Annotated in this window: 9 protein-coding genes; 7 read left to right on the forward strand and 2 right to left on the reverse strand. The window is 38.3% G+C overall.

Going from position 1 to position 15,356, the window contains the following annotated elements; translation table 11 throughout:
- Positions 1–70: 70 nt before the first annotated feature.
- From BLP44_RS14715 to BLP44_RS14740, 6 genes are all read left to right on the forward strand, one after another.
- Positions 71–1,213: an acyltransferase family protein gene (locus tag BLP44_RS14715; RefSeq protein WP_066034401.1), complete on the forward strand. Its 1,143-nt coding sequence runs from the start codon at positions 71–73 to the stop codon at positions 1,211–1,213.
- Between the two features lie 55 nt (positions 1,214–1,268).
- The gene (locus BLP44_RS14720) at positions 1,269–2,906 is read left to right on the forward strand and encodes a sodium/sugar symporter (protein ID WP_008469269.1); all 1,638 of its coding nucleotides are present in this window, start codon (positions 1,269–1,271) and stop codon (positions 2,904–2,906) included.
- Positions 2,907–3,058: 152 nt separating this feature from the next.
- The gene (locus BLP44_RS14725) at positions 3,059–4,588 is read left to right on the forward strand and encodes a glycoside hydrolase family 28 protein (RefSeq protein WP_091134049.1); all 1,530 of its coding nucleotides are present in this window, start codon (positions 3,059–3,061) and stop codon (positions 4,586–4,588) included.
- 181 nt (positions 4,589–4,769) lie between these two features.
- Positions 4,770–6,209, forward strand: a complete 1,440-nt coding sequence (locus tag BLP44_RS14730) for a glycoside hydrolase family 28 protein (protein ID WP_091134051.1) — start codon at positions 4,770–4,772, stop codon at positions 6,207–6,209.
- A gap of 90 nt (positions 6,210–6,299) precedes the next feature.
- Positions 6,300–8,279, forward strand: a complete 1,980-nt coding sequence (locus BLP44_RS14735; protein WP_091134053.1) for an alpha-L-arabinofuranosidase C-terminal domain-containing protein — start codon at positions 6,300–6,302, stop codon at positions 8,277–8,279.
- A gap of 58 nt (positions 8,280–8,337) precedes the next feature.
- A complete protein-coding gene (locus BLP44_RS14740) occupies positions 8,338–10,776 on the forward strand; it encodes a glycoside hydrolase family 95 protein (protein WP_244511783.1) in 2,439 nt (812 codons plus the stop codon).
- A gap of 482 nt (positions 10,777–11,258) precedes the next feature.
- Here BLP44_RS14740 and BLP44_RS14750 read toward each other — a convergent pair whose 3' ends face one another.
- The gene (locus tag BLP44_RS14750) at positions 11,259–12,071 is read right to left on the reverse strand and encodes a ferritin-like domain-containing protein (RefSeq protein ID WP_008469259.1); all 813 of its coding nucleotides are present in this window, start codon (positions 12,069–12,071) and stop codon (positions 11,259–11,261) included.
- Between the two features lie 24 nt (positions 12,072–12,095).
- The gene (locus BLP44_RS14755) at positions 12,096–12,842 is read right to left on the reverse strand and encodes a ferritin-like domain-containing protein (protein ID WP_008469258.1); all 747 of its coding nucleotides are present in this window, start codon (positions 12,840–12,842) and stop codon (positions 12,096–12,098) included.
- Positions 12,843–13,118: 276 nt separating this feature from the next.
- Here BLP44_RS14755 and BLP44_RS14760 point away from each other — a divergent pair, with 276 nt between their 5' ends.
- Positions 13,119–15,311, forward strand: coding sequence for a hypothetical protein (locus tag BLP44_RS14760; RefSeq protein WP_091134057.1), 2,193 nt, complete (start codon positions 13,119–13,121; stop codon positions 15,309–15,311).
- Positions 15,312–15,356: the final 45 nt, after the last annotated feature.

Here is a 15,356-nt window from a genome sequence, read left to right on the forward strand (position 1 = left end):
GTCACATAAACACTGAATACTGCGACTGTGACTGAATACTGCGATAGAAAATTAAAACTAGAACTAAAAAATGAGTAACCCTACAAACGGAAGATTAATTTCTTTAGATGCGCTGCGCGGATTTGTAATGTTTTGGATTATGAGTGGCGAACATATAATTCATGCTCTAGCCAAGGCGGCCCCAATTCCTATTTTTCTCTGGATGTCATCGCAATTGCATCATGCGGAATGGAATGGCATTACATTCTATGACATGATTTTCCCTGTGTTTTTGTTTGTAGCAGGCGTTTCTATGCCATATTCTTTTGAGAAGAAAATGAATTTAGCGGGAGTATCAACTCCGCAGGAATTGCCCTCAAAAGAAAAACGAAAAATATACCTTTCTATGCTGAGGAGAACCATTATTTTAGTGGTTTTAGGTTTTGTAGTAAATGGATTATTGCGTTTTGACGGCTTTGACCATACCCGTTTCGCGAGTGTTTTAGGAAGAATTGGAATAGCTTGGTTTTTTGCCGGAATGATTTATTTGAATTTTGATTTCAAAAAACAGTTCATATGGTTTTTAGGCATTTTGATGGGCTATTATGCGGCCATGAAATGGATACCGGTTCCTGAGTTTGGAGCGGGAGTTTTAACCAAAGAGGGATCATTAGAAGGATATATTGACCGCCTATTTTTACCTGGCAGACTTCACAGTACCGTTTATGATCCAGAAGGCATTTTTTCGACTCTTCCCGCGATTTCTACGGCATTATTAGGAGTTTTTACAGGAACATTTTTAAAAGCAAAAAATCAGTTTTCAATAAATGCAAAGTTAATTTTGATGGCTTTGACAGCTGTTTTGTTAATTATTGCAGGTTTAATTTGGGACATTGATTTTCCAATCAACAAGCATTTATGGACAAGCTCTTTTGTCTGTTTTGTCGGCGGATTTAGTATTCTATTTTTTGTCTTTTTCTATTTGATAATTGATTTGTCTGGCTTTCATAAATGGGCATTTCCGTTGATTTTAATTGGTTCAAATTCGATTTTAATATATATCGCAGCCGAAGGTTCTGTAGATTTTAAACATACTGCTGATTACTTTTTTGGAGGTATGATACAGTATTTGCCAATGATATGGCAGCCAGTATTTGTTGCTCTCTCAGTAACTGGTGTACAGCTTCTTTTACTTTATTTTCTGTATAAAAGAAAATGGTTTCTCAAGATTTGATGCGATCGGATCTTACAATACATTTTACTATCTAACCACACAATAACCACACATTATGAATGTATTACAAACCGCAGATTACATTGTTTTCTTTATTTACTTTATCATAGTCACGGCCTATGGAATGTACATTTATAGAAGCAAAAAAACTGCAGCAACCAGTTCCAAAGAATATTTTTTAGCAGAGGGTTCGCTTACTTGGTGGGCAATTGGAGCTTCTTTGATTGCGTCTAATATTTCAGCAGAACATTTTATCGGGATGAGCGGTTCGGGTTTTGCCATTGGACTTGCCATTGCTTCTTACGAATGGATGTCTGCGGCCACTCTGATTATCGTGGCCATGTTTATTCTTCCCGTTTATTTGAAGAATAAAATATTTACCATGCCGCAGTTTCTAGCCAAAAGATATAGTGGAACCGTAAGCACGATCATGGCCATAATTTGGCTTTTAATTTATGTATTTGTAAATCTTACTTCGATTATCTATTTAGGCGCTTTGGCCATTTCGTCCATTGCACCGATAAGTTTTCAGTTTTGTGTGATTGGATTGAGTCTGTTTGCTGTAATTGTGACTTTGGGTGGTATGAAAGTAATCGGATACACAGATATGTTTCAGGTTATTGTTTTAATTCTGGGTGGACTGGTAACAACTTATTTGGCCTTGACACTATTGTCAGACCAATTCGGTTTTGGGAAGGATATCTTAAAAGGATTGTCTGTAATTGCCGATCAAGCCCCAGGACATTTGCATATGATCTTAGATAAGTCCAATCCGCATTATAATGAATTGCCAGGAATGTCGGTTTTAGTGGGGGGAATGTTAATTAACAATCTGGCTTATTGGGGATGCAATCAATATATCGTTCAACGAGCTTTAGGAGCCGATTTAAAAACAGCGCGTAAAGGAATTTTATTTGCCGCTTTTCTAAAATTATTGGTTCCAATTATTGCCGTTTTACCGGGTATTGCCATGTTTGTCATGCATGAAAACGGAACGTTTCAGCAGGAAATGGTTGACGCGGCTGGAGTTTTAAAACCAGATCATGCGTACCCGACTTTAATGAATCTGCTTCCCGCAGGATTAAAAGGAGTGGCATTGGCGGCTTTAACAGCGGCAATTGTGGCTTCTTTGGCTGGAAAAGCCAATAGTATTTCAACTATTTTTTCGCTAGATATTTATAAAAAATATTTCAACTCACAAGCGTCAGAAAAAAAATTGGTTCGTATAGGAAAATGGTGTGTGGTGGTTTGTATGATCATTGCAGCTTTTGTAGCTCCTGCATTAAAATCATTAGATCAGGCGTATCAATTTATACAAGAATATGTGGGATTCTTTTCGCCAGGAGTTTTAGCGATTTTCTTGTTGGGAATGTTCTGGAAAAAAACAACTCCAGCTGCAGGATTGGCAGGGGCATTGTTAACGGTGCCTATTGCAGCGGTCTTAAAATTCTTGCCGATGTGGACAGAAGGCGCTTTTCCTGATTATCCTTTCTTAGACAGAATGACTATTGTTTTCTTTATCATTGTATTGATAATGGTGGGAATCAGTTTAGCCAAACCAGTATCAGAAGAGGAAGCTGAAATTCATAAAATTGAAGTTGATAAATCGATGTTTAAAGTATCATCAGAGTTTATAGTTGGATCTTTTATTATCTGTGGAATTTTAGTGGCTTTGTACACTGTTTTCTGGTAATTTATGTTTTGCCACGAAGGCACAAAGACTCAAAGTTTATTTAAAAGGATTAAATTGAAAATTGCTCGCAAAAGCGTAAAGTTTATTAAGGAGAGAAGGTTTTAAAAAAAAACTTAGCGACTTAGTGTCTTTGTGGCATAAAAAAAATAGAAATGAAAAGAAATTTTGTAATCATACTGGTTGTTTTTTGTGTTTCCTTAACCGTTTCAGCGCAAAAAATATTTGACATTAAAAAATATGGCGCTGTGGGAGATGGTAAAACTTTAAATACAAAAGCAATCCAAAAAGCCATTGATGCAGCTAATAAAAGTAAAGCCGGGAAGGTTGTTTTTTCTAAAGGGACCTTTCTATCGGGAAGTATTGTTTTAAAAAGTAATGTAGAATTATTTTTTGAAGAAGATGCCGTTTTGTTAGGAAGCACCAACCCAGATGATTATCCGAAATATGAAGGAATAAGAGCTTTGATTATTGCAGCTGAATCTAAAAATATGGCGGTAAAAGGAAAAGGCATTATAAATGGACATGGAAGAGAACTGGCTTTAGCAATTGATTCGCTGCATCACACGGGAGTTCGAATAGATCCGAAATATAATTACAGAAGAATGCGTCCTGAAGATGGAAGAGGAAAACTAATTTCGTTTGTAAAATGCGATTCGATCACAATGACTGATATTACTTTGAAAAATAGTCCAGGCTGGACACAATGTTTTAGAGAATGCAAGAATATTGTCATTGATTTTATGAAAGTAGAAAGCAGAGCGTATTGGAACAATGACGGAATTGACGTCGATGGTTGCGAAAATGTCCGAATAACCAATTGCAATGTGAACACTGCCGATGACGGAATCTGCTTGAAATCGGAAGTTCCGGGACTTCATAATAACAATATTTACATTGGAAATTGTACCATTAGATCAAGTGCCAATGCTGTGAAATTTGGAACAGGTTCTTACGGTAGTTTCAAAAATGTAACCATCGAAAATATCAAAGTTTTTGACACGTTTAGATCCGCAGTAGCGATTGAATCTGTTGACGGAGCCGAAATTGAGAATATCAAAGTTTCAGATATAACAGCTGTTAATACAGGAAATGCAATATTGATTCGTTTGGGGCATAGAAACGGAGATAAACCAGGATCTATTAAAAATGTATCGGTAAAAAACGTAAAAGTGCAAGTACCGTTTGGTCGTCCTGATATTGACTACGATATGCGCGGGCCTGAGGTTGATTATTTCCATAATCCGTTTCCATCTTCTATTGTTGGAATTCCGGGGCATTTAATTGAAAATGTGACATTAGAAAATATTGAAATCATTTATCCAGGAAGGGCATCAAAAGGAATGGCATATCATCCACTTAGCCGATTAAAAGATGTAAAAGAAAACATAAACGGTTATCCTGAATTTAACATGTTTGGAGAACTGCCTTCTTGGGGATTTTATGTCCGTCACGTAAACGGAATCGAAATGAAGAATATAAAACTGATTTTGGATAAAGAAGATTTCCGTCCAGCTTTTGTTTTTGATGATGTCAAAAATCTAACGATGAAGGCAATTGATATTCCTTCAGATAAAAACAATCAGATTGTTTTCAAAGATGTTTTGGAAAGCAATTTGGACAGCGAAGCTGCAAAAAGAAAAATAGAACCAGAACAGAATAAATTTGAATTGCCTGCCCATTAAGAGTTGGCCGCAAAGACGCTAAGAAGCAAAGTATTTTTGTTTCACGCAGATTGAAAAAATCTAAGCAGATTTAACAGATATTTTATAAAAAAATCTAATTAAATCTGCCTAAATCTGAAAAATCTGCGTGAAAAAAAACTTAGCGCCTTTGTGCCTTTGTGGCAAAAAAAAAATAAAAAATATGAAAAAGAAATCGATCATCACGCTGCTAATTTTCTGCCTTTCGTTAACCGTTTCTGCGCAGAAAATCTACGACGTTAAAAAATATGGAGCAAAAGGAGACGGTAAAACCAATGATGCTGCAGCTATTCAAAAAGCAATCGACGCTTGCAGCAAAACGGGTGGAAGAGTTTTAATTCCAGCACCATTTACCTTTTTAGCAGGACCAATTGACGTCAAATCAAAAGTAGATTTGCATATCGAAGCTGGGGCGAAATTACTGGCAAGTCCAGATGAAAAACTCTATACAAAAAGTGCTTTCAGAACCAATCCTGGAGAAGGGACGATTTGGATTGGAGGAGAAAATATAGAAGATTTCACAATTAGCGGAAGCGGGAAAATAGATGGAAACGGAATTTCTTTTATGGGAGCAGAAGAAGATGACGCATATGTTTTAAAACCATTCAATGTTCTTGATCCAAGACCTCACGTATTGACGATTATCGGTGGTAAAAATATCAGAATTAAAGATGTTCATATCGGAAACTCAGCTTATTGGACAGTTCATTTGGTAGGCTGTAACGATGTAGTAATCAGTGGTATTACTTTATTGAACAGCTTGAAAGTCCGCAACAGCGACGGAATTGATTTGGACCATTCTAAAAATGTCAGAATCAGTGATTGTTATATTGAGAGCGGAGACGATTGCATCTGTTTGAAAAACAGAAGAGAATTTGAAGAATTTGGAGCTTGCGAAAATATTACAGTTACCAATTGTACTATGACCAGCAGCAGCTGTGCTATTAAAATTGGTTCAGAAAATATGGATGCTATTAGACAGGTTGTTTTCAATAATTGTATTATTAAAAACAGCAATCGAGCATTAGGAATTCAGAATCGTGACGAGGGAACGGTAAGCGATGTTATTTTCTCTAACATCATTATAGAAAGTAAATTAAACACGGATACTTGGTGGGGAAAAGCAGAACCGATTTATATAACAGCTTTCAGCAGAGCGAAAATAAATCATAAAGATGCCAATTGGCGTTTCCCGAAAGGAGCAACAGAAGGAAAAGTGGGCGAAATCAAGAATATTTATTTTTCTAATATTCAGTGCACAGGAGAAAACGGTGTTTTTGTAAGCGGAGAATCTAAAGATAAAATCAAGAATATTGTTTTTGATAATGTGAGTGTTTTTATAGATAAAATTACATCCTTTCCAGGCGGATTGTACGACAGACGACCTGCTAATGTAGAGGGTTTTGTGAAAGGAAGCACTTCAGGATTTTATTTTGATAACGCTGAAAGTATAAAAGTTCAGAATTGTACCGTTCAATGGGGAAAAAACAAACCAGATTATTTTAAATATGCGGTTGAAAGTAAAAATGTCGATGATTTGAAAGTAATCAATTTGGATGGAGAAGCCGCTTTCCCAGATAAGTATGAGGCAGTTAAGAAGTAATTTATTCTTGAAAAAAATAAGTGTAAAAATTACAATAAAGAGAGGCTTTAAAAAGATTAATTAATAAATTGCAGATATAAAAACAATACAATGAAAATAAAATTAATTTCAACATTATTCATAGGAGGTTTGCTATTTAGCACTATTTATGGAAATGCTCAAAAAGCGGTTCTAGAGGTTGATGCTTCCAAAACGATAACTAAAATTCAGCCGACCATGTTCGGTTTGTTTTTTGAAGACATCAATTTTGCTGCTGATGGTGGACTTTATGCTGAAATGATTAAAAACAGATCTTTTGAATTTGAGAAACCTTTAATGGGATGGGAACAACCTAAAAGCAACAGATCTTCCATGAATAAGGAATCCGGTATGGCTCTGCCCATCAACGTAGCGGCAAATAATACTAATTTTTGCAGGGTTGAAATTAATAATGACAAAGGTTATGCTTTAATAAATGAAGGTTTTAGAGGAATGGGAGTGAAGAAAGATGCGAGATACAATCTTTCGTTTAAGGCAGCTAATCATAAAGGAGCCATCAGAAAGATTATTTTCCAACTGATTGATAAAGATCAAAAAGCGCTTGGAGAAACCAGTGTAGTTCCAAAATCTGATGAATGGACCAATTATAGCGCACAATTTGTGGCAACTGAAACAGAAGCCAAAGCAAAGCTGAAAATCACTTTTGAAGGAACAGGAACAATTGATTTGGACATGATTTCATTATTTCCTGAAGATACTTGGAAGAATAGAAAAAATGGACTTCGTAAAGATTTAGTTCAGCTTTTATACGATGTAAAACCAGGATTTTTACGTTTTCCAGGTGGTTGTATTGTGGAGGGAAGAACTTTGTCAGATCGTTACCAATGGAAAAAATCTATTGGGAATGTTGAGGATAGAAAAACCATGATGAACAGATGGAATGTTGAATTCAATCATAAATTAACGCCAGATTATTTTCAAAGTTTTGGTTTAGGATTTTTTGAATATTTTCAGCTTTCAGAAGATATAGGGGCAGAACCGCTTCCAATTTTGAGCTGCGGAATGGCGTGCCAGTACAACACTGGTGAATTAGCATCCATAGACGAACTGGATCCGTACGTAAAAGATGCTTTAGATTTGATTGAATTTGCAAACGGCGCTGTTACGACAGCTTGGGGAAAAGTTCGTTCAGATATGGGACATCCAAAACCGTTTAACTTAAAATATATCGGAGTTGGAAACGAGCAGTGGGGCGCTGATTATATTGAAAGATATAAAGTTTTTGAAAAAGCTATAAAAGCAAAATATCCAAATATCATTATTGTGTCAGGCAGCGGGCCTTCACCAGATGGTGAACATTTTGATTATGCAATGAATGAACTCAAAAAACTGAATGCAGAATTGGTTGATGAACATTATTACCAAAGCCCAAAATGGTTTAGGGAAAATGCTGGCCGTTACGATAATTATGATCGCAAAGGCCCAAAAATATTTGCTGGAGAATATGCGGCACAAAGTGTTTCTGGGGCAAATCCAAACAATAGAAATAATTGGGAATGCGCCTTTTCTGAGGCTGCTTTTATGACAGGATTGGAGAGAAATGCAGAAGTAGTGCAATTAACTTCTTATGCACCTTTAATGGCTCACGAAGATGCTTGGCAATGGACACCAGATATGATTTGGTTCAATAATCTTCAGTCTTATGGTTCGGCAAACTATTATGTACAGCAATTGTTTTCGACTAATAAAGGAACCGATTTATTAAGCATTACGCAAGATGGAAAAGCGTTAATTGGTCAGCATAATTTATACGCATCGGCTGTAAAAGATGTGAATAGTAAAGAAATTATTGTGAAATTGGTTAATACAGCTTCAACAGCATCTGACATAAGTATTGATTTGAAAGGAGCGAAATTAGGGTCAAAAGGAAGTTTGATTAGACTGGTAAGTGCAAATTTACAGGATGAAAACACTTTTGCAGATCCAAAAAAAATCACGCCAAAACAAAGCGAATATAAGATTACGAAAGGGAATCAGCAATTGAATCTTCCTCCGTATTCAATAACAGTGTTAAAATTGAAAACGATTTAATTAATTTCATCAAAAAGTAAAATTCATGCTGGATCATTCTTTAAAAAAAAGCTTTTTTATGCTCATTGCATTAGCAGGAGTTTCTGTTTCTGCACAAAAAGATTTAAAACTGCAATACAAACAGCCCGCTGTTGAATGGACGGAGGCACTGCCTGTAGGAAATGGTACTCTGGGCGCAATGGTTTTTGGAAGGGTTGAAGCAGAGTTAATTCAGTTAAATGAAGCTACTTTATGGAGTGGAGGACCAGTTCATAAAAATGTAAATCCAGATGCTTTTAAAAACTTAGCTTTAATTAGAGAAGCGCTTAAAAATGAAGATTTTGAAAAAGCTAATGTTTTGACCAAAAACATGCAAGGACCATATAGCGAAAGTTTTATGCCTTTAGGAGATCTTATTTTAAAGCAGGATTTTGGCGGGCAAAAAGCGGCATCATACGATAGAAGCTTAGATATACAAACCGGATTAGCCGTAACGAGTTTTAATGCTGGCGGAGTAAATTACAAACGAGAAATCTTTGCTTCGGCTCCAGCACAATGTATTGTAATTAAGCTTTCGGCAGACCAGCTGAAAAAACTTTCTGTGACCATTGATGCGGCAAGTCTTTTAAAAAATCAGAAAGCAGTACAGAATCAAACATTAGTTTTAAAGGGAAAAGCGCCTTCGCACGCCGATCCTAATTATATCGATTACAATAAGGAACCCGTTATTTATGAGGATGTAGCTGGATGTAGAGGTATGCGCTTCGAATTGATTATAAAACCGGTTGTAAAAGACGGCGAAATAAGCTCTGAGGGAGATAAATTAGTTATCAAAAATGCCAGCGAAATTCTACTTTTCGTTTCGGCAGCAACTAGCTTCAACGGATTTGATAAATGTCCAGACAGTCAAGGAAAAGATGAACATAAATTTGCTGAAGCTCCAATAAAAAAAGTTGCTGGTAAAAAATATGATTCTCTATTAAAAGAACATATTGCTGATTTTCAAAAATTCTTCAATAGGGTTTCATTAAAGCTAAACGAAAAAGAAACATCCAAGTCTGATCTTCCAACTGACATACGATTAGAACAATATGCAAAAGGTGAAAAAGATGCGGGTCTCGAAGCTTTGTTTTTTCAGTTTGGACGATATTTACTGATTTCTTCTTCGCGTACGCATAATGCGCCAGCAAACCTGCAAGGAATTTGGAACAATAAGCTTCGTGCACCTTGGAGCAGTAATTATACGACCAATATTAATTTGCAGATGAATTATTGGCCCGTAGAATCGGGAAGTTTATCAGAATTGTTTTTTCCGCTCGACGAATTCATTAAAAATGCTTCTGCAACAGGAGCAGAAACAGCTAAAAGTTATTATCATGCCAACGGTTGGGTTTTGCATCATAACTCTGATATATGGGCTATGACTAATCCGGTTGGAGATTTTGGAAAAGGAGATCCAATGTGGGCCAACTGGTACATGGGAGCCAATTGGCTGAGCAGACATTTATGGGAACATTATCAATATACTGGCGATAAAAATTACCTAAAAAAAGTATATCCCATTATAAAAGGTGCGGCAGAATTTAGTTTAGACTGGCTACAAAAAGATAAAAATGGCCATCTGGTAACAATGCCTTCAACCTCTCCAGAAAATATATTTTATTATGACGGCAAGAAACAGGGAACTGTAACAACAGCTTCGACAATGGATATCGGAATCATAAAAGATTTATTTGAAAATACCATTGAAGCTTCTAAGGTTTTAAATGCCGATTTAGAGTTTAGACAAAAAATAAACAATGCGAGAGAGGAATTACTTCCTTTTCAAATTGGAAGTAAAGGGCAATTGCAGGAATGGTATAAAGATTTTGAAGAAGAAGATCCGCACCACAGGCACACTTCACATCTGTATGCTTTGCACCCAGCCAATTTAATTTCTCCTCTTCAAACCCCAGAATTGGCTGCTGCGGCAAAGAAAACACTAGAACTTCGAGGAGATGATGGAACAGGTTGGAGTTTGGCATGGAAAGTAAATATGTGGGCGAGACTTTTGGATGGAAATCATGCCTATCAGTTATTCAAAAATCAATTGCGATTAACTAAAGATAATGATCCTAACTACAGCAGACACGGAGGCTGTTATCCAAATCTTTTTGATGCGCATCCGCCATTTCAGATTGATGGAAATTTCGCAGGAACTGCCGGTGTAATCGAAATGCTGATGCAAAGCCAAAATAAAGAAATACATCTGCTTCCTGCTTTGCCAGATTCATGGAAAGATGGAGAAATTAAGGGAATTACAGCAAAAGGCAATTTTACTGTAGATATAAAATGGAATGAAGGTAAAATGAGCCAGACAACAATTGTGTCTAATATCGGAGGAACTTGCTCTATACGATCAGCGCAACCCTTTATAATTGAAAAGTTGAATGTCAAAAGTGAAAAATCGTCTATTGGTTACACTGCGGTTTTTGAGACTAAAAAGGGAACTTCTTATAGCATAGCACCTTTAAAATAAGATTGTAATTTAATAAAAACAACAAAAACGAATTATAGTGAAAAGCAAATAAAATCTTTTGCCCAAACAGACAACAATGTCATTTAGAATAATAGCACATTAAGAAGCTGTAATTTCTAAGTGATATTCTGTAAGAAACGTCAGAGATGTTTTTGCTAATTTTGATATACATTGGTGTGGCAAAATGCTGTACAATCTGTCAGAAAAGAAACAGGGGACCGACGGGGTTCGTCTGAAGGTTCTGTACAATGATTTAGTTAATTTGCCCCATACCTTTTCAGGCACCCGTCGGCTGCCAAGAAGCTCCTTAATTTTTGAGGGGCTTTTTTGTTAAGTGGATTAAAGGAATCCTTAATTTCAATCAGGTTACACGCAACTATATGATTGAGCGGTAGCATGTTTTCTGGTACTATCTGCTTAGCTATAAAGAAAACCGCCTGCATCTTTAGAACACAGGCGGCGGTTATTATTGTTTAAATTATTTAGACGATAAAGATGTTGGCTATATCCACTACTTGCTGGGTATTTAAAGGCTCATCGTAGGCTTCTGATCCTGCGGCAGCTCCAAACGCGGCGGCAGTATTAAATCCAGCTTGCACCGTTACGCCTTCTCCGTCATAGACGGCCTGAGTGGCAGCTGGCATTCCAGCACCTCTCTCGGCATTTGAAATCCAGCCTTTAAGACCTCTTAGTCTTCTAACCTCTGACGCATGGCGCGCTTCTACCGAATGGATCTGTAGAGCGGCGGTCAGCAGATCCGGTGTTGTAATCAAGTTGGCGGCCTGTCCCTTGTAAGCTCTTACGCCAGTATCTTCAAAAGCTTGTGCCAAAGCTAGAAAAGTAGGATAGTCATTAAAAGGATCAAAAGCGCCTCCAACTGTAAAGTCAAAGGTCGGCTTAGCGACAAAATTGGCACTTGCTGTTCCTCCAAGTCCCGCAATAAGAAATTTAACATGGTCGGACTCGTGGGCTGAGATCTGCTGGAATACCTTTAAATCCCTACCGCCGTTCTCAGATGCTGGGATGACACCTGAATCCAGTGCCATAGCATAAAATTCATCTTCTAGGTATTCAAGAGTGAGAGCGAACTGCAGTGCACCTATTGGCGTTGCAGGAGTAGCTGTTATATCTTTGGCAAAAGCTTTGCTGCTCAAGGCAGAAAGCCCGAAAGGTATTGAGGCCATAGCCAGATTTTTTCCGATATTTCCAAACTGAGCAAAACTTTCTCTTCTGGTGCCCATGCTTTGCATTATGCGCTCATCGGCGAAGGATTCTATAAATTTTAGGATGTTCATAATTTCCAGTTTTTAAGGTTAGCATTAAGGCAGGTATTTAGCGGTAAATTTAGTGGAGATAAATCCTCCAGCAATCGGAAGTATCTTTGAAGGATCCTTCGCGTCATCTAGCCCTGTTGACATATTCACGATATCATCTCCTGCAAAATCCTTTGAATTAGGATTGATTAGGCTTCGGATAGCCGATGCATGGCGAGCTTCCACCGAAACAATTTTTCCTGCCAGCAGCAGATAATCGGCTGTTTTAATCAATCTCCCAGCTCCGTTATATGCGGCAACTCCCGTGTCTTCAAGCGCTTTGGCTGTAGCAAGGACTTCAGTGCGGCTGTTAAAGTTTAGAGAACCGTAGTTAAAAGAAAGTGTTGGCAGTAGTTGTGTGGACGGATTAGGAAGCGCTCCGGTTAAGGCAGCTTTAAAGAAATCTCTGTGCACCACCTCATGATGATAAAGATCAGTCAGTACTTCGCGTTCTAAAGAACTGAACGCGCTGTTGAAGCTAGAGGCGTTAACGACTTTCGTGTAAAAGTCGGCTTCTAGCTGCTCTAGGGCATAGGCATAGGTGAGAACCCCGAAATCTCCTGAGCCTAAATCGAATACGCCATTGCGGACGCCCGGAAGGGTATCCTCCTGCATGGGTTGGTCATCATCACTGTCGCTGCATCCTGCGATAAGAAGACTTGCGGAGGCAAGTGCCAAACCGCTGAGCTTCAAAAAACTTCTTCTGCTGTCCAGGGACGGGTTTACTGCCTGGATTTTAACTTCGTTTTTCATAATCTAGTTTTTATTAGGTTAAACAACACTGGTTTAGTTCGCTGGTATTTAGGTATTAACGAAATTTTAGCAAGTACGGTTTTAAAATGAAACTCTTTTTTCTAAAACGTCCGCTACGCTTATGAAAAATGAAGATAAAGGAGTCTTAAACTCTGTTTGTATTTTTAGAGCTAACGAAAAAGGGAGATTAAATTTATGTAAGGTTTCAGAGGTATTATATAAGCAACAGCGTCATTTATGAGACAAATTTGATTTATTAATTTAAACATTATCGATATGCTTCATCCTGTTACGCCTTGGACAGCTACTGTTCAGGCAGATATTGTAAATGCCGAGTTGCTGCATGAAACCGCGCTTTTCGAATACCAACTTCAGATATATAATGCTGGAGATTCCCTATGGCTTGCCATGCAGTGGCCTAAATCTGGAAGAATGGCATTTAGACTGGCCTTTGGCATGAACAGCAATTTTTATAAAGTTCAGGTTAAGAAGCGGGAAAATGATTTGCTAATAGAAGCTTGGACTAGACTGGGACATTATACGGTCAGGCTTTGCTTTCCAGAGGCAGATTCAGCGCTGTTTCGTTATACTACCTCATTCACAGCGGCTTTTTCTCTACTGATTCCATTCTGGCCTCGAGATATTGTGCCACTAACCTATGACGGCAGGGTAGAGAATACCTCAGGGATCATCCATTCACATCAGCAGGGCGCGCGCTCAGGGCATATCTTTTTCAGCATGACTCGACCTGAAACAGGATCGGTCTTCTATTTCCAAAATCTAAGCGCCATGTCTGCCTACTGCGAGACATCGCAGACTTCGCTTTCGCAAACAGTCGGAGGAAGCTGGCCAGAAATAGGATTTGAATTTCCCGTAAACCGCGAGAAGCCTATCCCTGAGGGGATAGAATTTATTATCTCAGATGCTTTGGTTTTGCTCGATGAAAAGATTATGAAGGAAGAAAGTCAGATGACCTCTGCGTTTTTAAATCATCTTAGCGTCATTTACAATCATATTGAAAAGCCTGAACCTGTTTATCAGGACTGGCTTGGTATCGCGGAGAAAGTTTTGGGGCAACTGCACCTGAATAAGGGGTGTTGGACAATGGCCAATAGTTCGCCTTTCTTGAATGCTTATGTATGCGATTATAAAACTCCTGCTGAAATTATGGTGCAGTTGGCTGTGAAGCTGCCTCTTCACGAATATTTAGCCTGGTCTGAAAGTTCCCATCCCATGTATGATGATCTGGATATGGGACTTGAGGACTTCTATGATGAGCGTGTCAAAAGCATCGTCCGCTGGCATCCCGCTCTTGTAGACCAGCTAGACAAATCTGAAGAGCAGAAACGTGAGATGGTGATGGATTCTTGGTACCTCCATCATCCGCTTTTAAATTTGGCGCGTCTAGCCCTTAGAGGGGATAAAATTGCAGAGAAGCTCTTTCTGGATTCCGTAGATTATGCCGTAAAGACCGCACGGCATTTTGACTATAATTGGCCAGTTTTTTATAAGATGACAACCTATGAGGTTATTAAGGCAGAAACCCAGCCAGGAGAGGGAGGGGAGAAGGATGTGCCAGGCTCCTATGCTCATGTAATGCTGATGGCGTACAAGCTCACAGATGAAAAGCGTTTTTTAAATGAAGCCCTGCGTGCACTTAAAAGTTTAGAAGGGCTAGGATTTGACATTTTCTATCAGGCCAATAATACAGCTTTTACCGCCGGTGCATTGGCAGAGCTCTATCTCGAAACCAATGATGAGAAGTTCCTCAAGCTGAGCTATAGCTGTATAGCTGGCCTATTTAAAAACATGCAGATCTGGAGTTGCGGCTACGGTTACGGAAAGCATTTCCCCAGTTTCTTTTCGGTATTTCCCTTAGATGATGCGCCCTATACAGCAGCTTACGAAGAGTTTGAAGTCTATGCTGCTCTTCATCATTATATGGAAGTGACACAAAATATTGACATACTCCCAGCATTAAAAGTATTAATTCCTGAGTTCATCAAATATGCTTCAGCAAGGCTTGCCTATTATTATCCGCCATTATTGCCTCAGGATATGATTGCTCAAGAGATTAAAACAGGGGAAGTGCAGAAAGAGCTATGGGTGCCTTTGGAAGACATTCACGATGGGTGGGAGAAATCTGGAGAAGTCGGACAGGAAGTTTATGGGGCAGGCCTCGCTTTCGGAGTGGTGCCCCGACAGTATTTTAGGCTAAAGGATCTTAATGCAATAGGCTTTATCAATTATCCTGCACTAAAGTTCCGCTTCGTAAAAAAAAAGATCACCTTTATAGTAGCTGGAAGTCCAAAGTTTAGGGCTCTAATGAAAGTCAGCGGGCTTTCCAAAACTGCCGTATCAAAAATTAAGGTAGAGGTTAAAGAGAATTCCAAATATACCGAAATTAAAGCCGTCAATGGGAATGAATTTGAATTTCCTGGTGATGCGGCAGTAAGAATCAGCTGGTAATTTGGCTCATGCAAAAGATGGAACATTATTTTTAGAACAGATGCC

Source organism: Flavobacterium anhuiense (assembly GCF_900101855.1).
GTDB classification, from domain to species: Bacteria; Bacteroidota; Bacteroidia; order Flavobacteriales; family Flavobacteriaceae; genus Flavobacterium; species Flavobacterium anhuiense.